The following is an 18282-nucleotide window of genomic DNA, read 5'->3' as shown; positions in this document are numbered from 1 at the left end:
GATCGCAGCAAACCATGTCGGTCGATGTCAGTCGGAGCCGAGGCCTGCGTCATTTCGACGCGTCGAAAAAAAAACTTGCCGCGCCTGCATCCAGAAGTCGTTCTCGCGGGTAGTTCATTCAGCAGCAACACGCTGCGCACCCGCCACTGCAACCACTTCGAAGGAGCCTCACATGCAAGGACTGATCTCACCCCGTACCCTGGCCGTGTCCGCCATCGCCGCTTCGGCCGCCGTCCTGGCCGCCTGCGGCTCGACCGGCGCGCGCCCGCCGATGTCCACGTTCTCGCAAGCCAGCCTGCCGCCGAGCATCCAGGTGCCGATGGGCAACAAGGTCGCTTGGGAAACCGTGGGCGTGGGCGACATCACCTACGAATGCCGCGACAAGGCCAACATGCCCGGCGAGACCGAATGGGTCTTCGTCGGCCCGAACGCGGTGCTGAACGACCGCATGGGGCGGCAGGTCGGCAAGTACTACGGCCCGCCCGCCACCTGGGAGGCGATGGACGGCTCGAAGCTCACCGCCACCCAGCTCGCGGTGGCACCGTCGAGCCCGACCGCGCTGCCGTACCAACTGGTGAAGGCCAACCCCGCGACGGGCAGCGGCGCCATGACCGGCGTGACCTACATCCAGCGCGTGGCACTCACCGGCGGCATCGCACCGGCGTCGATGCCCTGCACGCCGATGACCAAGGGCCAGAAGACGACGGTGAAGTACCAGGCCGACTACATCTTCTGGAAGGCCGCGTAAAGCGCACCAGCGCGGGGCAGGGGGCTTGGCGGAAACCGGAGGGCGCTGGACTACCATCCAGTCACTTCCACCGTTCCACCCGGGCCACCTGTTGTCAGCTGCCGACGAATTCGACTACGACGCCGCACTCGCCGCCTGTGCACAGGGGCAGCGGCAGGCGTTGGCGCAGATCTACCGCCGCGAAAGCCGCTACCTGCTGGGCGTGGCGCTGCGCATCGTGCGGCAGCGCGAGCACGCCGAAGACGTGCTGCACGATGCCTTCGTCGCCATCTGGCAGCGTGCGACGACCTTCGATTCCGCACGCGGCGCCGGTCGGGGCTGGATCTACAGCGTGGTGCGCAACACGGCGCTGAATTGGGTTCGTAACCATGCGCGCGACGTGCCGGTCGACGAAGAGGCCGGCGCGGCGCTCGAAGACGAGATGGCGCTGCAACACCATGCGAGCACACGCGATGAGGCCGAAACCCGCGTCGACCTCGGTCGGCTCGACGACTGTCTTGCGCAACTCGAACCGGGCCGGCGGGAATGCATCGTGCTGGCCTACGTCGACGGCTGTTCGCACGGCGAGATCGCCGAGCGCACGAAGACCCCACTGGGCACGGTCAAGGCCTGGATCAACCGCGGCATGCGCGCCCTGCGCGAGTGCATGACATGAACCCGAACACACCCACCTCAGCGCCGAACGACGACGACCTGCAGTCGCTGGCGGGTGAGTACGTGCTCGGCACCCTGTCGGCCGCAAAACGGCGCGAGGTCGAGGCCCGCATGGCCGTCGAGCCGGTGCTGCGCGACGCGGTGACCGCCTGGGAGCAGCGCCTGCACCCGCTGACCGCGCTGGCCGACCCGGTCGAGCCATCGCCCGCACTCTGGGTCCGCATCGAGCGCAGCGTGGCGTCGCAGGCGACCGCCGCCGCCGATGGCGCGAAGCGCGCCGCCACCGGCGTGCAGACTTGGTGGGACAACCTGAAGCTCTGGCGCGGCCTGGCCGGGACCGGCTTCGCGGCTGCGGCCGTTCTCGCCGCCGTGCTGGTGCTGCGCATCCAGGCGCCCGCCACGCCGCAGTACCTGGTCGTGCTGGTCGCCCCGCAGGACAAGGCGCCCGGCTGGGTGGTGCAGACCAGTGGCGGCCCGCGGGAACAGCTGAGCCTCATCCCGCTGGGCACCGTCGCCGTGCCGGCCGACAAGTCGCTGCAGTTCTGGACCAAGGCCGACAGCTGGCGCGGGCCGGTGTCGCTGGGCCTGGTACAGCCGGGCCGCGCGCTGCGCGTGCCCATCGAGAAACTGCCGCCGCTGGAGTCCAACCAGCTTTTCGAGCTGACGCTGGAGCCGGCGAACGGCTCGCCGCTGGACCGGCCGACCGGTCCGATCCAGTTCATCGGGCGCGCCGTCAAGGTGATGTAGCCCGTTCCCTCTGCACTCCATGACACGCTCCCACCCCTCCACACGCGTCGGCCTCATCGGCTTCGGCGCCATCGGCCGCTCGGTGGTCGACGCCTGGTCGGCGACCCCCGTGCGCGGCCACACGCTCGCCGCGTTGCTCGTGCGCGAACATCAGCAGGGCGAGGCGCTGCGCGTGGCGCCGCCCGGCGTGGCCGTGTGCACCGACATCGCGTCGTTCCTGGCGGCCGACCTGCAGCTCGCGGTTGAAGTGGCAGGGCACGGTGCCGTCATTTCGCATGGCGAACGCATTCTCGAAGCCGGCGTCGACCTGGCGATGATCTCGGTCGGCAGCCTGGCCGACGACGGTTTTCGCGAACGGCTCGAACGCGCGGCGGCGCAGGGCGCCAGCCGCCTGCTGCTGCCCATCGGCGCCATCGCGGGGCTCGACGGCCTGCTGGCGCTGCGGCGCGCGGGGCTGTCTTCCGTGAAGTACACCTCGACCAAGCCGCCCGCCTCGTGGAAGGACACGCCGGCCGATGGCCCCTTCGACCTCGACGCGCTGACCGAGCGCACCGTGATCTTCTCCGGCACGGCCGCCGACGCGGCGCGGCTTTATCCCAAGAACGCCAACCTGGCGGCCGTCGTTGCGCTGGCCGGGCTGGGCCTGCAAGCGACGAAGGTGGAGCTCGTCGCCGATCCGTCGGCGGCCGGGAACAGCGGCCTCATCGAGGCCGTCGGGCCGTCGTCGACGCTCACGGTGAAGGTCGCCGGCGCCAGCGCGGCGTCCAACCCCAAAACTTCGCAGATCACGGGCATGAGCGTGCTGGCGGCGCTGGACAACCGCGGCAGCTCGATCGCTTTCATCTAGCGGCTCCGCACTGGACCGCAGCCGAACGCGCGCGCGGCCTACAGACCCCGGAGACCCGCCTGAACGGATACTCGGACGCATCACCACCCACTTTCACGGAAGCCCGATGCGCTTGCCATTCCCCTGCATTGCGACGCTGGCGAAGATCGGCTGTGCGCTGGTGCTGGGCGCTTCGCTGATCGGGTGCAGCGCCGTCAAGCTGGCCTACAACAACCTCCCGGAGTTCGGCTACTGGTGGCTCGACAGCTATGTCGACTTCAACGGCGCCCAGACGCCGCAGGTGAAGGAGCAGCTCGCCCAGTGGCTCGAGAGGCACCGCAGGAACGAACTGCCCAAGTTGCTGACGCTGGTCGAGAAAGCGGAGCGGCTTGCGCCGGCCAATGTCACGCCGGCCGAGGTCTGCGCCGCCAGCGACGAACTGCGCGACAGCCTGCTTGCGACGGCCATCGACGCGGCGGGCCCCGGCGCGGAGCTCGCGCTCGGCCTGGGCGATGCACAGCTCCAGCACCTCGAGGGCAAGTACGCGAAGAACAACGCCGAGTACGCCGGCGACTGGCTGGAGCGCAGCGTCGAACGCCAGCACCGCAAGCGCTACGAGACCTTCCTCGAACGCAGCGAAGACTTCTACGGCACGTTGGACGACGGCCAGCGCAAGCTGCTGCGCCAGATGGCCGACCGTTCCATCTTCGACCCACGGCGGGTCGACGCCGAGCGGCGCCAGCGGCAGCGCGAGTCGCTGGCGCTGCTGCGCGGCTTCAGCAACAGCGGCGCGCGTCCGGCCGAGGTGCAGGCCGCCCTGGTGGCCTACGCCCGCCGCATCGCCGACCCGCCGACGGGCCCATGGCGCGACTACCAGCAGGCCCTGCTGCAGGAAAGCTGCAACAACATCGCGCAGCTGCACAACGCGACGCGTCCCGCGCAGCGCGCGCAGGCGGCGCGCCGCCTGCAGGCTTATGCGCAGGACATCCGCGACCTGATCGGCGTGCACTAGCGGCCGGATCGGCGGCGGGTGGCCGGTGGCTCGCCGTGCGGATGTGCTCAAAGGCCGGTGAAGACTCGCCCGACCAGCAGGGCAGCCAGCACCACCATGGTCAGGCCGACCAGCCCGTCCAGCATCTGCCAGGCTCGCGGACGCGCAAACCAGGGGGCCAGCCACCGCGCGCCATAGCCGAGAAGCCCGAACCACAGCAGGCTGGCCGCGCTGGCGCCGGCGACGAACCAGCCTCGCAGCGCGCCGGGCTGCTGGGCGCCCAAGCTTCCCACCAGCAGCACGGTGTCCAGATAGACATGCGGATTGAGCAACGTGAAGGCGGCAGCCTGCGCCACCACCGCGCCCCGGCTGAGGGCCGCATCGCCTGGCGCGGCCTGCAATGAATGCGGACGCCGCGCACGTCGCAAGGCCTGGACCCCGTAGACCAGCAAGAAGACGGCGCCGGCCAGTGCCAGCGCCCGTGCCAGCCCGGGACGACCGCCCAGCGCCTGCGCCATCCCCATGACGCCCGCCGCCATCAATGCGCCGTCGGCCAGCGCGCAGAACAGCACGACGGTGCCCACATGCGCGCGGCGCAGCCCTTGGCGCAGCACGAAGGCATTCTGGGCGCCGATGGCGACGATGAGCCCGAGGCTCAAGGCCAGGCCCTGGGTGAAGGCGGGAAACGCGAGCGAAGCGGCGTCTTGAAAATTCAGCATCGGTCAAGCTTGCCTGTGCGAGCCGATGAAGACAAACTATCTCTGTTAATGCCACTTTAGAGATACTTACGAATGCTGGACTACTCGTCGCTGTCGGCACTGGCCTCGGTCGTGCGAGAAGGAAGTTTCGAGCGCGCAGCGCGCGCCCTGCACGTGACGCCCTCGGCCATCTCGCAGCGCATTCGGCTGTTGGAAGAGCGCATCGGTTGTGCGCTGGTGGTGCGGGCGCAGCCGTGCCGTCCCACCGAAACGGGCCGGCGCCTGTGTCAGCACGTGGACCGCGTGCGCCTGCTGGAGCACGAACTCGAAGGCGCCGTCCCGACACTGGCGCCGGAAGGGCTTGCACGGGTGCCGTTGCCCGTCGCGGTCAATGCCGACAGCTTGGCCACCTGGTTCGCGCCGGCCGTGGCCGCGTTCGCGGCAGAGGCGCCGGTGCTGATGGAAATCGCAGTGGATGACCAGGACCACACGGCGGAATGGCTGCGCAGCGGCGCGGTGCTGGCGGCGGTGACCGGCAGCGGCCGTGCAGCCGCTGGATGCGACAGCCGGGCACTGGGCGCGATGCGCTACGTGGCTGCCGCCAGTCCGGACTTCATGGCGCGTCATTTTTCGGCGGGCGTCGGAGCCGGCAGCCTGGCCCGCGCACCGAGCCTCGTCTTCAATGCAAAGGACGAACTGCAGGCCCAGTGGGCACGCCGCCTGTGCCATCGGCAGGTGGAATTGCCCCGCCACATCCTCCCGTCATCGCAAGCCTTCGTGACCGCGACCTTGGCCGGAATGGGGTGGGGCCTGCATCCGCAGGCGTTGATCGCTCACCACCTGAAGGACGGCTCGCTGGTCGAGCTGGTGCCGAGAACCCCGCTGGACGTTCCGCTGCATTGGCAGCAGGCGCGTGCCGCCTCGGCGCTTCTGGGCGGGTTGACCCGGCAACTCGTGGCAGCGGCCCGGCGCGCGCTGTTACCACTCTGACGCGCCTGGGCGCTCGGCGCTCGGCGCCTGTCGTGCGACAACCGAAGGGACGACGCTCAGCAATCCAGCGGGCTCAGACCGCGGCATTGCGCTGAAGCCTTGACGCTCAGCGGCATCAGCGTGGAGACGGCCATCGCAACGCTGGCTTCGCGATAGGGGATGAACTTGGCGCCGACGAACGCTTGCGCTGCCGCGCCATCCAGGACGGCGTTTCCACTGCTGCGAGCCAGCACCGTCTGGCGTACGTTGCCGTGCTCGTCCACGTGCAGACGCAATACGGCGGTTCCGTTGGGCATCGGGTCGTTCAAGTTCCGTCTTGGCATCTTGAGCCGCAGGGGTTCGGCCAGCCGAAGCTGGTCCGATGCCACGACCTTGGCCGGCCACGCATCGGCCTCGCTGCCGGTGGCGCAACCCTGCATCGCCGACACGCTGCCAAGAAGCGCGACGCCCAGAAAAATCAGGGAGGCCCGACGGGGATTTGTCGGTGGCTTGGCGCGAAGCCGGGCGGCTGCCCGAAGCGCCCGGGCGGGGCAAAGCGGCTCGAGATCGTGGGTCACGGTGGGGGTCCTGTGGCGAGGAAGGCTCGTTTGTAGCCGAACCGGCGCCCGGCCCTCAGCGCTTCTTCGTGGCACGCTGCGCGCCCTGGGCACGCTGTACCGCACCGCCGACCTCGCGCTGCACCGCCGCGCAGTGGGTCGAGGTCCCGGGGCCGGTCTCCACCAGCGGCAACAGCGCTGCGAAGGGGGCCATGGCGGCCAGCGCGATCGCGCCACCGGCGCGCGCGAGCAGCGGGCCCTTGTCGATGCCGAATTCGGGGTTGCGGAAGCTGCCCTGGGCGTGCACCGGCGTGCGCAGCGACAGGATGCCCATCTGCTTGGGCTTGGGCTCGAGCGTGATCGCGAAGCGCTCCCGACCCAGGTCGAAGGTGCCGGTGCCCAGAATCTGCGTCTGCTCGGTGTCGATCACCATCAAGGTGGACCTCCCCTGGCCGTTGGCGATGTCGAAGGCGATGCCGCCGCAGTTCACCGCGATGGTCTTGTCGCCGGCCATCAGCAGCTGGATCACCTTGCCGCCGTTGAGCCCGCTCAACGCATCGGCGAGGTTCGAGATGCGGCCGTTGGCCACGGCCAGCTGGATGCTGCCGTTGGCCTTCGCGGCCGCATCGGCAATCGAGTTGCCGGTGCCACGCAGCTTCACGAGGCCGCCCACCCGCCCGGCGCCCTGGGCCAGCATGTCCTGCTTGGGCAGTAGCCGGTCGATGCGGATGCGGCTGAAGTTGACCTGTACGTCGGAAGCGATCGTCGGCTGCCGCGCGTCCAGCACGATCTTCGCGCCGATGGTGCCGCCGGCAAAGCCGAAGTCCAGCGGCTGCAGCTTCAGCACCGCGTCGTGCAGCCGCAGCGATGCCTTGAGGCTTTCGAGCGGCAGGGCGTCGGGCACCTCGAGGCGCTGGGCCACGAGGTCGACTTCGGCGTCGATCTTCTGCAACCGGCTGCCTTCGAAGGTGCCCGCGGGAAGCACATGCTCGGGGTCGGCGGCGCGGCCCGCGGCCTTGGCGGCCGCGCGGTTGGCCGTGCCGGCCTGCGAGGCCGCCGGCTTGCCGCCCGATGCCTTGGTCTGCACGCCGATCAGCGGGCCGAGATCGGCCAGCTTGAGCCGCTTGCTGTGCAGGTCGGCCGTCAGCAGGGGCCGCGGCTCGCGGTCGACGTAAGCGCCCTTGCCCTGGATGTCGGTCGAGCCGATCTTGCCGGCCAGATCATCAATGCTGTAGCGATTGCCCTTGAGCACCAGTCGGCCCTCGAACTGGTAGGGCGGCGACGCGGGCAGCGGCAGCAGCAGGAAGGGGTAGAGGTTGGCCAGCGTCTGGCCCTCGATGCGCAGCCGCGTGTCGATGCCCGAGATGTCGGCGGCGTCGGCGATGGTGCCTTCGACGCGGACCCGGGTGGTGCCCGCCCGCAGGTCGCCCTGGATCGGAAAGGGCACGCCGGATTCCTGGAAGCTGAGCACCTCGCCGGTCATCGCCGTGCCGGAGAAAGCCGAGCCGTGGTACTTGCCGCCGAAGGTGTAGCGCGTGGCGTAGCGGTCGTTGCTCGGCGCGGCGTCGGCATCCTTCACCTTCTCGGCCTTGCTGGGGTCGAAGGTGCTGGCCTGCACGTCCAGGTCGAAGGGTTCGCCGTGGTCGATGTAGCGCAGCCGGCCGTTGTCCACCGACAGCGTGCTGATGCGCAGCTTGCTGGGCGACCTGGCGTCGGTCGGCTCGGCCAGCACCCAGTTGCGGCGCTCGTCGGCCAGCTTCTCGAAGACCAGGTCGGGCTTGGTCAACGCCACCCGGGGAATGAGGATCTTGTCGGGCAGGTCGCGCAGCGACACCGAGAATTCGACCATCTCGGCCTTCGCCATCGCCGGTTCCTTCGACCAGTCGGCATTGCCGAAGTAGAGGTTGCGCATCCGGATGGTCGGCGTGAAGCCCAGGCGAACGTGCAGGTCGTCGATGCGGAAGGTCCGCTGCGTCTTCTGCGAGATGTAGCGCTCCAGCGGGGGGCGCACCCAATTCCAGTCGAACAGCGCGATCAGCAGCAGGAGGAGAAGCACCACGACCGCGACCCCGGCCAGGACGGGATGGCGGCGCGTGGTGCTGGCGAACGAAGTCATGGGCAAGGGGGCGACGCGCACGAACGGAGCGCACGCGCCACGTTGTTTTCGCCATGGTCGCCGGGCGGCGCCGGCCGCGCGTCGGCGCTTGCGGGCTTCGCATGTCAGACAGCGCTTTCGGGCGTGGCCGCCCTGCCACGCCGCGGTGCGCTGCGGGGCCGACTACAGCGCGGTGATGCGCGTCGTCGCCGGCGGTGCGAGCGGGTCGTTGGCCTTGATGTAGGCCTCCAGCGCATCGATGTCCTGGTCGCCGCCCAGGGTGTTCGTGCCCTGGTTGAACACGGTGAAGTTGTCGCCGCCGGTCGCGAGGAAGCTGTTCATCGTCACGCGATAGGACGTGGCGTCGACCAGCGGCACGCCGTTGAGCGCCAGGGCCGTGATGCGCGAACCCGCGGCCGCCGCGAGGTTGTAGCTGTAGCTGAAGCCGGCCGAGGGCAGCAGCACGCGCGGCGCGGCCACGGTGTTGCTGCCGCTGTTGAACTGCTGCTCCAGCAGCGCGCGGATCTGCGCGCCGGTCATGGTCTTCACCACCAGGCTGTTGCCGAAGGGCTGCACGCTGAAGAGCTGGCCGTAGGTCACGCTGCCGTCGGCGGCGGGCACCAGGTCGGCGCGCACGCCGCCGGGGTTCATGAAGGCGATCTGCGCGCCGCCCTTGGCCGCGGGCGCGGTAGCGGCCAGTTGTGCATCGGCGATCAGGTTGCCCATGGTGTTCTCGCGCGAGGGCACGTTGGTGCGCGTGGCCGGGCCGCTCAGCTTGCCCACCACGCGCTGCACCAGCGGTGCGGCCACCGTCAGGTATTGCGTGATGAGCCCGGCGATCTCGGTGTTCTTCTCGAACCGCGGGTACTGGTCGGTCAGCGCCACCGTGGTCGCACCGCTGGTGTAGGCCTCGCCCTGCACGATGACGTTGTCGGCCGCCTTGGCCGTGACCTTGCGCGTGGCCGTGTCGACGCTGAGGTTGATGTCCGTCACCAGCGTGCCGTACTGGCCGGCGCTCGTCAGCAGGAAGGGCTTGGCCGCGTTGGTCTTGGCGTAGTCGCAGACGTAGGCACGGTGGGTGTGGCCGGAGATGACCACGTCGACGCTCGCATCGAGCCGGTTCAGGATGGGCAGCAGGTCGCCGCTGAGCCCGGCGCAGCTCTTGTCGTTGTAGCCCGTGGTGACGGTGGCGCCTTCGTGCACCACGACCACGATCACATCGGCACCCTGCGCGCGCAGGCCCGGGATCAACGCATTGGCCGTGTCGGCTTCGTCCTTGAACGTCAGCCCCGCCACACCGGCGGGCGTGACGATGCTCGGCGTGCCCTTGAGCGTCATGCCGATGAAGCCGACCCTCACCGTCGCGCCGCCCTGTGTGAAGCTCTTGACGCCGGTGGCGGGGAACAGGGTCGAGCCGTCCGCCTTCACCGTGTTGGCCGCGAGGAATCCGAAGTTGGCGCCGGGGAAGGCCTTGTTCACCTGGCACGGTTCCAGTGCCGTGTTCTTGGCGCAGCCGCCGTTCTTCATCCGCAGCAACTCGGTCTGTCCCTTGTCGAACTCGTGGTTGCCGACCGCGTTGAAGTCGATCTTCATCACGTTGACCGCCTCGATGGTCGGCTCGTCGAGGAACAGCGCGGACACCATCGGCGACGCGCCGATCATGTCGCCGGCCGACACCACCGCATGGTGCGGGTTCTTCGCCCGGAGCGACGCGATGGCCGACGCCATGTAGGCCGCGCCACCGGCCGGCACCGCCACCGTGCCCCCAGCGGAAGAGGGCGCGGTGATCGAGGTCTTCGGTGGCTCGAGGTTGCCGTGCAGGTCGTTGAAGGCGATCAGCTTGATGGCCATCGTGGCCGGCACCGTCGGGGCTGGCGTGGTGGGTGGGGGTGTGGTGGGCGGCGGCGTGGCGGCGACATCGTCGTCGCCCCCGCCGCAGGCTGTCACTGACAGGGCCAGAAGAATGCTGGCCAGCCGCAGTCGATTTCGGTGCATGTTCATCGCAGCCTCCTCAAGTGTTGAATGGGGCGGATGCTAGGGACGGGGCATGACGCAACCGTGACGCATTTCACGGCCGCGTCATGCGCGCTGGCTTCAATCGGAGTTCCCCACCGGAGCATTCGAATGACAACCCGCCACATCCCGCCCGCACCGCAGCCCGACACCGACCCTCGCGAGCTTGCCAACCGCCGGCGGCGCGACTTCCTCGACTTCCTGGTCAAGTCTTCGTCCAGCGCGGTCGCGCTCGCGGCGGTCGGTTCGCTCGCTGCCTGCGGCGGCGGCGGGAACGACACGGCCCCGGCACCCGCGCCGGCCCCGCCGGCCCCCACGCCCGCGGCCTTCGCCTTCGGCGTGGCCAGCGGCGATCCGTTGACCGACCGCGTGATCCTCTGGACCCACGCCAAGGTGCCCGCCAGCACCGCCGACGTGGTGCTGACCTGGGACGTGGCGAACGACGCCGCCTTCGCCAGCATCGTGCGAAGCGGCACGGTCGCCGCGACCGAGGCGGCCTCCTTCACGGCCAAGGTCGACGTGACCGGGCTCGCGGCCGGCGCCAGCTACTTCTATCGCTTCCGCGATGCCACCGGCGCCACGTCGACGGTCGGCACCACACGCACGCTGCCCGCGGCCGACGTTGCATCGGTGAAGTTCGCCGTGTTCTCCTGTGCGCTGTATTCGGAGGGCTACTTCCACGCCTACGACGCCGCAGCGAAGTCCGACGCGCAGTACGCGCTGCACCTGGGCGACTACATCTACGAGTACGGCTCCGACCCGAAGAAGTACGGCAACGCCAGCATTCCGGGCAACCGCATCGCCAGCCCCGCCAACGACATCGTGACCATGAACGACTACCGCACGCGCCATGCGCTGTACAAGTCGGACCTGGCCCTGCAGGCGGCGCACGCCCGCATGCCGTGGATCACCGTGTGGGACGACCACGAGATCGCCAACAACGGCTACGTGAACGGTGCCGAGAACCACAACCCGGCCACGCAGGGCGACTGGGTGACGCGCAAGAACATTGCGGCCCGGGTCTATCACGAGTGGATGCCGATCCGCACGCCCGATCCGGCCAACCTGCTGAAGATCTACCGCCGCTTCGACTTCGGCCGCATCTTCACCCTGCACATGCTCGACACCCGCCTCGAAGGCCGGGACCGCCAGTACGACAACTACGGCGACGCCGACGGCGGCATCGCGCGCTACCTGGCCGGCATCACGCCCAACGCCGGTGGCATCCGCGCCGACGCATCGCGCCAGATGATGAGCGCCGAGCAGCAGAACTGGCTCACCAGCGGCATGCAGGCGTCGAGTGCGACCTGGCAACTGCTGGGCAACCAGACCATCATGGCGCGCATGTGGCTGCCGGGCTCGGTGCTCTCGACCGTGCTGGCCAGCCCGGCCGCCGCGCCTGCGGCCATCTCTGCCTACCTCACGGCGAAGGCCACCCGCGCCGCCGCCGGACCGGGCGCGCTCACGCCCACGCAGACTGCGTTGCTCGACCCCGTGACCAACCCGCGCCTGCCCTACAGCCTGGATTCGTGGGACGGCTATCCGGCCCAGCGCGAGGCCATCCTGCAGACCGTCAAGACGCAGGGCAAGCGGCTGGTGACGCTCTCGGGCGATTCGCACAACGGCTGGTTCAACCAGCTCAGCACGCTGGCCGGCGACAAGGTCGGCGTCGAATTCGCAGGCACCTCGGTGAGTTCGTCCGGCTTCGAAGGCGCCGGCCTCGGTGCGCTGGCCAGCTCCATCGACGGCAGCGCGCTGGTGCCGCAACTGGGCAACGCCGCCATCGGTGCCGGGCTGGGGCTGATCGACGACGTGAGCTACTGCGACACCACGCGCCGCGGCTACCTGGTGATGACCGTCACGCCGGCCCAGGTGAAGGGCGAGTACGTGTACGTGAGCAGCGTGAAGGAGCCGACGTACACCGCCACGCTGGGCCGCACGATCACGGTCGCGGCGACCGCCGGCGGCACGGCGGTGCCGGTGATCGGCTGAGCCGGAGCCTGAACGCCGTCAGCGCTGCGGCATGTCCTTCGCCGAATAGCCCAGGCTGATCGTCGCGTCGGCCGGGATCGGCGGCATGCCGGCGCTCCAGGCCTCCCACGCGGCGCGCATCCGGGCCAGGCGCTCGGGCTCCTTCTTGCCGAGGTTGGCGCGCTCGCGCTCGTCGGCGGAAAGGTCGAAGAGGTAGTCGTTGCCGTCCACGCGCAGGTACTTCCACTCGCCGTCGCGCATCGCCTGCTGGCCACGGTGGTTCATGCGCCAGTGCAGCGGTCGCTCGAAACTGTGGCCCGCATCGCGCAGCACCGGCATGAGCGACACGCCGTCGAGCGGGTAGGCCGCATCGGCCGACACACCGGCCGCATCGAGCATGGTGGCCGACCAATCCATCGTCATGCACAGCTGCCGGCTCTCGCTGCCCGGTGCGATCACGGCGGGCCAGTGCGCGATCCACGGCACGCGGATGCCGCCTTCGGTCAGGTCCATCTTGCCGCCCACCAGCGGCCAGTTGTCCGAGAAGCGCTCGCCGCCGTTGTCGCTGGTGAAGACGACCAGCGTGTTGTCGGCCATGCCATGCGCCTCGAGCGCCGCCATCAGCCGGCCGATGCCTTCGTCCATGTGATGGATCATGCGGCGGTACACATGGATGTTGCCGCCGGCCAGGTCGAACAGGTTGTCCTTCACCGCGGGCGCCTTGGCCGCGTCGTCGCGCGTCTCCCACGGCCAGTGCGGCGCGGTGTAGTGCAGGCTCAGGAAGAAGGGCCGGGCGTCGCCCTCGGGCTGCTGCGCCATGCGGCCGACGTAGTCGACGGCGCGCTGCGAGAGCAGGTCGGTGAGGTAGCCCTCGGCCTGCGCCTCCTCTTCGCCGATCCACAGGTCGTGCGTGCCGCGCGAATCGCAATGGGTGAAGTAGTCGACGCCGCCCGACAGCGGCCCGAAGAACTCGTCGTAGCCCGAGCGCAGCGGCCCGAAGTGCGGCGGGTAGCCCAGGTGCCACTTGCCGATCAGCGCCGTGCGGTAGCCGCTGTCGCGCAGCAGCGAAGGCAGCGTGGGGTGCGATGGCGGCAGGCCCAGCGCGGTGCTGCCGCGACTGTCGCTGCGGATCGGTTCCTCGGCCGCGCCGCGCAGGCGGTACTGGTAGCGGCCGGTGATCATCGCGAAGCGGGTGGGCGAGCACACCGGCGAGTTCGCGTAGCCCTGCGTCAGCTTCAGCCCCTTGGCTGCGAGGCCATCGAGCACCGGCGACACCGGCCCGAAGACCGCGTCGCGCCCGCCATAGCAGCCGAGGTCGGCATGGCCGAGGTCGTCGGCCACGATGAAGACGATGTTCGGCCGTTTCAATTGCGTTGCCATCCTGCCTCCGCCCTCAAGGCTGGTAGCCGGACTTCTGCACCACCGGCGCCCACTGCGCGCGGTAGGCCTTCAGCATCGCGGCGGTCTGCGCCTGTGTGCTCACCACCGGCGTCATCAGCGAATCCTTGAAGCGGCGCGTCGTGTCCGGGTCCTGCATCACCGCGTGGATGGCACTGGCCAGTCGCTCGACCTTGTCCTTGGGCATGCTGGCCGGTGCGAAGAAGGTGTTCCAACCGGTGGCCGACAGGTCGAGGCCGGCTTCCTTGAAGGTCGGGATCTTGGGCGCGAAGGCCGAGCGCTGCGCGCCCGACAGCGCGAGGATGCGCAGCTTGCCGGCCTCGTGCTGCGGCAGCACCACGTCGGCCGTGTCGACCGCCACCGGCACCTGGCCGCCGAGCAGGTCGTTCAGCAGCGGCGCCGAGCCGCGGTAGCCGATCACCTGCGTCTGCACTGCGGCCTTTTCGCCGACCATCAGCGCGAAGAAATGCGGCAGGCTGCCGGTGGCCGGCACGCCGACGTTGGCCTGCGTCGGGTTGGCGCGCATCCAGGCCAGCAGGTGGCTCAGTTCGCGCACCGGCAGCGAGGGCGACACGGCGAGTGCGAAGTCGTAGTTGTTGACATGCGAGACGGGCACGAAGTCGCGCTCCGGGTCGTAGCTGTTGTCCTTGAAGACCAGCGGCGCGACGATCATCACCGCCGGGTTGGCCAGCATCAGCACGTTCTGGTTGGCCGGGGTGGCCTTCACTTGCTGGGCCGCGAGCCGGCCACCGGCGCCGGCCTTGTTGTCGACCACCACCGGCACGCCCAGGCGCGTGGCGAGCTTGTCGCCGACGATGCGCGCCACCCGGTCGGTGGCGCCACCGGGCGCGTAGCCGACCACGATGTGCAGCGGGCCGTCGAGCTGCGGCTTTGCTTGTGCATGTGCGCCCGGCAGGGCGGTGGCGACGATGCCGGCCACGGCGGCAAGGGTGGCGATGCGGCGGGTGAGCAGCCGGCGCGGGCGCGAAGAGAAAGGCGTCATGGGGTGTTCCGGTGGTGGACGGGCATGGGAAGCCATGCACCCCTTGATTTTGCCGCCTCGCCGCGAGCCCCTGGGGGCGGACGCGCCCCGAGGCCGCGCCATCACTCCGCCGCGATGCCCGCGTCCTTGACGACCTTGCCCCACTTGGCGATGTCCGACTTGATCAGCGCGGCATAGGCCTGTGGCGTGCCGCCCTGGATCTCGATGCCGGCCGCCTCCAGCTTGGTGCGCACATCGGGCAGCTTCAGCGCCGCGTTGATCTCGGCGTTGAGCTTGTCGATGATGGCCTTGGGCGTGCCGGCCGGCGCCAGGAAACCGCCGTTGGTGTTGGCGTCGTAGCCCTTCAGGCCCTGTTCGTCGGCGGTCGGCACGTCGGGCAAAGACGAGGCCCGCTTGCGCGTCGACACCGCGATGGCGCGCACGTTGCCGGCCTTGGCCTGCGACTGGATGGCGCTGATGGTGTCGATGTAGAGCGCGGTGCGCCCGGCCAGCAGGTCCGGGTGCGCGGCGGAAGATCCCTTGTAGGGCACCAGCAGCATCGGTGCGCCGCTGGCCATTCGGAACATCTCGGCGGCCATCTCCTGCGCGCTGCCGCGGCCGGACGTGGCGACCTTGGACTGGTCGGGGTTGGCCTTCATCCAGGCGATGAACTCGGGCAGCGTCTTGGCCGGAATCTGCGGGTAGATCGCGAACACCAGCGGCACCTCGTGGGTGTAGACGATCGGCTCGAAGCTCTTTTCCGGGTCCCAGCCCAGGTTCTTGAACAGGAACTTGTTGGTGTTGTGGCTGCCGCCGACGATGCCGATGGTGTAGCCGTCGGGCACCGACTTGGCGAGCACGTCGGTGCCGAGGTTGTTGGACGCGCCGGGCCGGTTGTCGACCACCACCGGCTGCCCCATCGAGATGGCGAGCTTGTCGCCGACCACGCGGGCGATGGTGTCGATGGCACCGCCCGGCGGGGCCGGCACGATGATCTTGATGGCACGGGTCGGGTAGGCCTGTGCCGATGCGGCGTGCGGCAGCACGGCCAGGGTGGCCGAGATGGCGAAGGCCTTGAGCAGTGGGTTGAGTTTCATCTTTGTCTCCTTTGGTTGTTGATCGATCGTCATGAAGCGCCTGCAGGCGCGGGTCGGGTGCTCAGCCGCGCCCGACGTAGGGCATGGCGCTGGCCATCACCGTCATGTTCAGCACGTTGGCGCCGAGCGGCATCGCGGCGATGTGGCGCACCGCGTCGGCCACGTGGCGCGCGTCCATCATGGGTTCGGGTTCGGTCGTGCCGTTGGCCTGCAGCACGCCGCGCGTCATGCGCTCCGACAGTTCGGTCAGCGCATTGCCGATGTCGATCTGGCTGGCCACGATGTTGAAGGCGCGGCCGTCCAGCGCCAGGGCCTTGGTCAGGCCCAGCACCGCATGCTTGCTGGCGGTGTAGGGCGCGGTGAAGGGGCGCGGCGTGTGCGCCGAGACCGAGCCGTTGTTGATGATGCGCCCGCCCTGCGGCGACTGGCGGCGCATCAGCCCGAAGGCCGCGCGGGCGCAGAGGAACACGCCGGTCACGTTGGTGTTGATCACGCTGAACCATTTGTCCAGCGGCAGTTCGTCCATCGGCACCGCGGGCGCGTTCACGCCGGCGTTGTTGAACAGCAGGTCGAGCCGGCCGAAGCGGCCTTCGATGGCGGTGAACAGCGCCTGCACGCTGTCGGGGTCGGTCACGTCGGTGGGCACCGCCATGGCCGTCTGGCCGCGTGTTTCGGCCTCGGCCGCCAGGGTCTGCAGGGGCTCGACACGGCGGCCCGCCAGCACGACGGCCCAGCCATCGTCCAGCAGGCCGAGCGCCACGGTGCGGCCGATGCCGCTGCCGGCGCCGGTGACCAGCGCGATCTTCTTGGGGGTGCTTGCGTTCAAAGGGTGTCTCCTTGTCGTGATGCATGCACGGGGGCACTGCTGACGGTCATTTCGAACGCGCCGATGCCCGCGACCCCGCCACGGACGACATCACCCGGCTGCAGCGCGCCCACGCCAGCGGGCGTGCCGGTGTAGATCAGGTCGCCGGGCGCGAGCGCCACCGATCGCGACAGCATCGCCACCAGTGCGGGCACCGGCCACAGCAGGTCGGCCAGGTCGGCACGCTGCCGATCGATGCCGTTGACCGCCAGCCACAGCGCGCCTTCCCCGGGGTGGCCACATGCCGTGGCCGGTACCAGCGGTGTGCACGGCGCCGAGTGGTCGAAGGCCTTGGCTGGCTCCCAGGGGCCGCCGGCGCGCTTGGCCTGCTGCTGCAGGTCGCGCCGCGTGAGGTCCAGGCCGGCGGCATAGCCCCAGATGTGATCCGGTTCCGCTTGCGCCGGGTCGATGTCGCGGCCGCCGCGGCCGATTGCCACCACGAGTTCGATCTCGTGGCAGAAGTCGTCGGTGCCGGGCGGGTAGGGCAGGCTTCCTTGCGCCGGCACCACTGCGTTGGCCGGCTTCATGAACCAGGCCGGCATCTCCAGCGGCGGCGCCTCGTCGGGGCTCCATCGGTAGTTGCGGCCGATGCAGAACACGCGGCCGATGGGAAAGCGTGCGTCGCTGCCGACCACCGGCAGGGTGCTCGGCGCGCGGGGTGGGAAGACGAAGTCCGTCATGGCGTGGGGGTGGGTGTGGGGCAGCCGTGGGCTCAGGTCGTCAGGCTCATCGCCGGGCGTTCGCCGGCCAGCGCCTGGGCGATGCTGTCGAGCACCATCTGACCCATCGCGGTGCGGGTCTCCCAGGTGGCGCTGGCGCGGTGGGCCTGGAGCGTGACGTGGTCCGATTCGCGCAGCGCAGCGGGGACATGGGGCTCGTCGACGAACACGTCCAGCCCGGCACCGGCGATGCGTCCGGCGACCAGCGCCTCGGTCAGGTCGGCCTCGTTGACCAGCCGACCGCGCGCAACGTTGACCAGGAAGCCGCGCGGGCCGAGCGCATCGAGCACGCGGGCGTCGACGATGCCTTCGGCCTTGTCTGCCGCGGCGCACAGCACGAGCGCATCGACGTCACGCGCCAGCTCGGCGAGGTCCGGCACGAAGGTGTGCGGCAGGTCGTCCATGCGGCGCAGGTCGGTGTAGCGGATCGTGCAGCCGAAGGCCGCTGCCCGCACCGCGACCGCGCGCCCGACGCGCCCCATGCCGACGATGCCGACCCGCATGCCGCTGAAGCGGCGCGCCAGCGGCAGGGCGCTGGGTTGCGGGTGGATCGGCCATTGCCCGTCGCGCACGAAGCGGTCGCCGGCGCACAGGTTGCGGCAGGCCGCGATCAGCAGGCCGATCGCGAGGTCGGCCACGTCTTCGGTCAGTGCACCCAGCGTGGCGGTCACCGGCAGGCGGCGTTCGCGGCAGTACGCCAGGTCGACCGCGTCGGTGCCGACGCCGTTGACGGCCACGACCTTGAGCGCCGGCAACTGCGCCAGCATCGCCTGCGAGATGCCGGTGTGGCCACCGGTGATCACCGCATCGATGGCGCCGCCGTGCTCGCGCAGCCAGGCCTCGCGGTCGGGCGTCTCGAAGTACCTGTGCACCGTGTAGAGCGCGGCGAGCTGGTCGTTGATCGCGGGGATCAGGATCGGATTGAGTTGCAGGACGCGGGGCTTCATGTCGG

The 18282-nt window shown here is 69.8% G+C and carries 17 protein-coding genes; 7 read left to right on the top strand and 10 right to left on the bottom strand.

Features of this window, described 5'->3' with window-relative positions:
• The first annotated feature begins 172 nt into the window (after positions 1–172).
• The 5 genes from ACSFBE_RS04495 to ACSFBE_RS04475 all read left to right on the top strand — a co-directional run bounded on the left by ACSFBE_RS04495 (position 173) and on the right by ACSFBE_RS04475 (position 3987).
• Entirely contained in the window at positions 173–748 is a 576-nt protein-coding gene (locus ACSFBE_RS04495) for a DUF3455 domain-containing protein (RefSeq protein WP_435489177.1), read from the top strand.
• 88 nt (positions 749–836) lie between these two features.
• Positions 837–1403 carry a sigma-70 family RNA polymerase sigma factor gene (locus ACSFBE_RS04490; RefSeq protein WP_435489458.1) on the top strand — a complete coding sequence of 189 codons (567 nt, stop codon included), beginning with the start codon at positions 837–839 and terminating at the stop codon, positions 1401–1403.
• The gene (locus ACSFBE_RS04485) at positions 1400–2149 is read left to right on the top strand and encodes an anti-sigma factor (protein ID WP_435489176.1); all 750 of its coding nucleotides are present in this window, start codon (positions 1400–1402) and stop codon (positions 2147–2149) included. Before ACSFBE_RS04490 ends, ACSFBE_RS04485 begins: the two co-directional genes overlap by 4 nt.
• A 19-nt stretch (positions 2150–2168) precedes the next feature.
• Positions 2169–2996 carry an aspartate dehydrogenase gene (locus tag ACSFBE_RS04480; RefSeq protein ID WP_435489175.1) on the top strand — a complete coding sequence of 276 codons (828 nt, stop codon included), beginning with the start codon at positions 2169–2171 and terminating at the stop codon, positions 2994–2996.
• A gap of 106 nt (positions 2997–3102) precedes the next feature.
• A complete protein-coding gene (locus tag ACSFBE_RS04475) occupies positions 3103–3987 on the top strand; it encodes a DUF6279 family lipoprotein (protein WP_435489174.1) in 885 nt (294 codons plus the stop codon).
• A gap of 47 nt (positions 3988–4034) precedes the next feature.
• Here ACSFBE_RS04475 and ACSFBE_RS04470 read toward each other — a convergent pair whose 3' ends face one another.
• Complete coding sequence (locus ACSFBE_RS04470) at positions 4035–4685, bottom strand: LysE/ArgO family amino acid transporter (RefSeq protein WP_435489173.1); 651 nt, start codon at positions 4683–4685, stop codon at positions 4035–4037.
• Positions 4686–4757: 72 nt separating this feature from the next.
• On the opposite strand from ACSFBE_RS04470, the gene ACSFBE_RS04465 reads away from it, so the two are divergent.
• Positions 4758–5654, top strand: coding sequence for a LysR family transcriptional regulator ArgP (locus ACSFBE_RS04465; RefSeq protein ID WP_435489172.1), 897 nt, complete (start codon positions 4758–4760; stop codon positions 5652–5654).
• A gap of 56 nt (positions 5655–5710) precedes the next feature.
• On the opposite strand, the gene ACSFBE_RS04460 is transcribed toward ACSFBE_RS04465, so the two are convergent.
• The 3 genes from ACSFBE_RS04460 to ACSFBE_RS04450 form a co-directional block, all read right to left on the bottom strand.
• Positions 5711–6211: an energy transducer TonB gene (locus tag ACSFBE_RS04460; RefSeq protein WP_435489171.1), complete on the bottom strand. Its 501-nt coding sequence runs from the start codon at positions 6209–6211 to the stop codon at positions 5711–5713.
• A gap of 55 nt (positions 6212–6266) precedes the next feature.
• Positions 6267–8306, bottom strand: coding sequence for an AsmA family protein (locus ACSFBE_RS04455; RefSeq protein WP_435489170.1), 2040 nt, complete (start codon positions 8304–8306; stop codon positions 6267–6269).
• A gap of 162 nt (positions 8307–8468) precedes the next feature.
• Positions 8469–10286, bottom strand: coding sequence for a bifunctional metallophosphatase/5'-nucleotidase (locus ACSFBE_RS04450; protein WP_435489169.1), 1818 nt, complete (start codon positions 10284–10286; stop codon positions 8469–8471).
• 123 nt (positions 10287–10409) lie between these two features.
• On the opposite strand from ACSFBE_RS04450, the gene ACSFBE_RS04445 reads away from it, so the two are divergent.
• Positions 10410–12290 (top strand): alkaline phosphatase D family protein, encoded by a 1881-nt coding sequence (locus ACSFBE_RS04445; protein ID WP_435489168.1) that lies wholly within the window; start codon positions 10410–10412, stop codon positions 12288–12290.
• An 18-nt stretch (positions 12291–12308) separates the two neighbouring features.
• On the opposite strand, the gene ACSFBE_RS04440 is transcribed toward ACSFBE_RS04445, so the two are convergent.
• The 6 genes from ACSFBE_RS04440 to ACSFBE_RS04415 all read right to left on the bottom strand — a co-directional run bounded on the left by ACSFBE_RS04440 (position 12309) and on the right by ACSFBE_RS04415 (position 18277).
• Positions 12309–13649 carry a sulfatase family protein gene (locus ACSFBE_RS04440; protein WP_435489167.1) on the bottom strand — a complete coding sequence of 447 codons (1341 nt, stop codon included), beginning with the start codon at positions 13647–13649 and terminating at the stop codon, positions 12309–12311.
• A gap of 13 nt (positions 13650–13662) precedes the next feature.
• Entirely contained in the window at positions 13663–14670 is a 1008-nt protein-coding gene (locus ACSFBE_RS04435) for a Bug family tripartite tricarboxylate transporter substrate binding protein (RefSeq protein ID WP_435489166.1), read from the bottom strand.
• A gap of 101 nt (positions 14671–14771) precedes the next feature.
• A complete protein-coding gene (locus ACSFBE_RS04430; RefSeq protein WP_435489165.1) occupies positions 14772–15746 on the bottom strand; it encodes a Bug family tripartite tricarboxylate transporter substrate binding protein in 975 nt (324 codons plus the stop codon).
• Between the two features lie 61 nt (positions 15747–15807).
• Positions 15808–16572 carry an SDR family oxidoreductase gene (locus ACSFBE_RS04425; protein WP_435489164.1) on the bottom strand — a complete coding sequence of 255 codons (765 nt, stop codon included), beginning with the start codon at positions 16570–16572 and terminating at the stop codon, positions 15808–15810.
• Positions 16569–17291, bottom strand: coding sequence for a fumarylacetoacetate hydrolase family protein (locus ACSFBE_RS04420; protein WP_435489163.1), 723 nt, complete (start codon positions 17289–17291; stop codon positions 16569–16571). The genes ACSFBE_RS04425 and ACSFBE_RS04420 overlap by 4 nt, the downstream gene beginning before the upstream one ends.
• 32 nt (positions 17292–17323) lie before the next feature.
• Positions 17324–18277: a 2-hydroxyacid dehydrogenase gene (locus ACSFBE_RS04415; RefSeq protein WP_435489162.1), complete on the bottom strand. Its 954-nt coding sequence runs from the start codon at positions 18275–18277 to the stop codon at positions 17324–17326.
• Positions 18278–18282 lie beyond the last annotated feature (5 nt).

This window comes from Variovorax sucrosi (assembly GCF_051216635.1).
Lineage (GTDB): Bacteria > Pseudomonadota > Gammaproteobacteria > Burkholderiales > Burkholderiaceae_C > Variovorax.
This window is presented reverse-complemented; position numbering and strand designations above follow the sequence as displayed.

Bases quoted from the DNA above. Each gene is read 5' to 3' on its own strand.
- ACSFBE_RS04495 (WP_435489177.1), top strand. From the start codon at position 173: ATGCAAGGACTGATCTCACCCCGTACCCTGGCCGTGTCCGCCATCGCC.
- ACSFBE_RS04485 (WP_435489176.1), top strand. From the start codon at position 1,400: ATGAACCCGAACACACCCACCTCAGCGCCGAACGACGACGACCTGCAG.
- ACSFBE_RS04480 (WP_435489175.1), top strand. From the start codon at position 2,169: ATGACACGCTCCCACCCCTCCACACGCGTCGGCCTCATCGGCTTCGGC.
- ACSFBE_RS04475 (WP_435489174.1), top strand. From the start codon at position 3,103: ATGCGCTTGCCATTCCCCTGCATTGCGACGCTGGCGAAGATCGGCTGT.
- ACSFBE_RS04470 (WP_435489173.1), bottom strand. From the start codon at position 4,685: ATGCTGAATTTTCAAGACGCCGCTTCGCTCGCGTTTCCCGCCTTCACC.
- ACSFBE_RS04465 (WP_435489172.1), top strand. From the start codon at position 4,758: ATGCTGGACTACTCGTCGCTGTCGGCACTGGCCTCGGTCGTGCGAGAA.
- ACSFBE_RS04455 (WP_435489170.1), bottom strand. From the start codon at position 8,306: ATGACTTCGTTCGCCAGCACCACGCGCCGCCATCCCGTCCTGGCCGGG.
- ACSFBE_RS04450 (WP_435489169.1), bottom strand. From the start codon at position 10,286: ATGAACATGCACCGAAATCGACTGCGGCTGGCCAGCATTCTTCTGGCC.
- ACSFBE_RS04445 (WP_435489168.1), top strand. From the start codon at position 10,410: ATGACAACCCGCCACATCCCGCCCGCACCGCAGCCCGACACCGACCCT.
- ACSFBE_RS04440 (WP_435489167.1), bottom strand. From the start codon at position 13,649: ATGGCAACGCAATTGAAACGGCCGAACATCGTCTTCATCGTGGCCGAC.
- ACSFBE_RS04435 (WP_435489166.1), bottom strand. From the start codon at position 14,670: ATGACGCCTTTCTCTTCGCGCCCGCGCCGGCTGCTCACCCGCCGCATC.
- ACSFBE_RS04430 (WP_435489165.1), bottom strand. From the start codon at position 15,746: ATGAAACTCAACCCACTGCTCAAGGCCTTCGCCATCTCGGCCACCCTG.
- ACSFBE_RS04420 (WP_435489163.1), bottom strand. From the start codon at position 17,291: ATGACGGACTTCGTCTTCCCACCCCGCGCGCCGAGCACCCTGCCGGTG.
- ACSFBE_RS04415 (WP_435489162.1), bottom strand. From the start codon at position 18,277: ATGAAGCCCCGCGTCCTGCAACTCAATCCGATCCTGATCCCCGCGATC.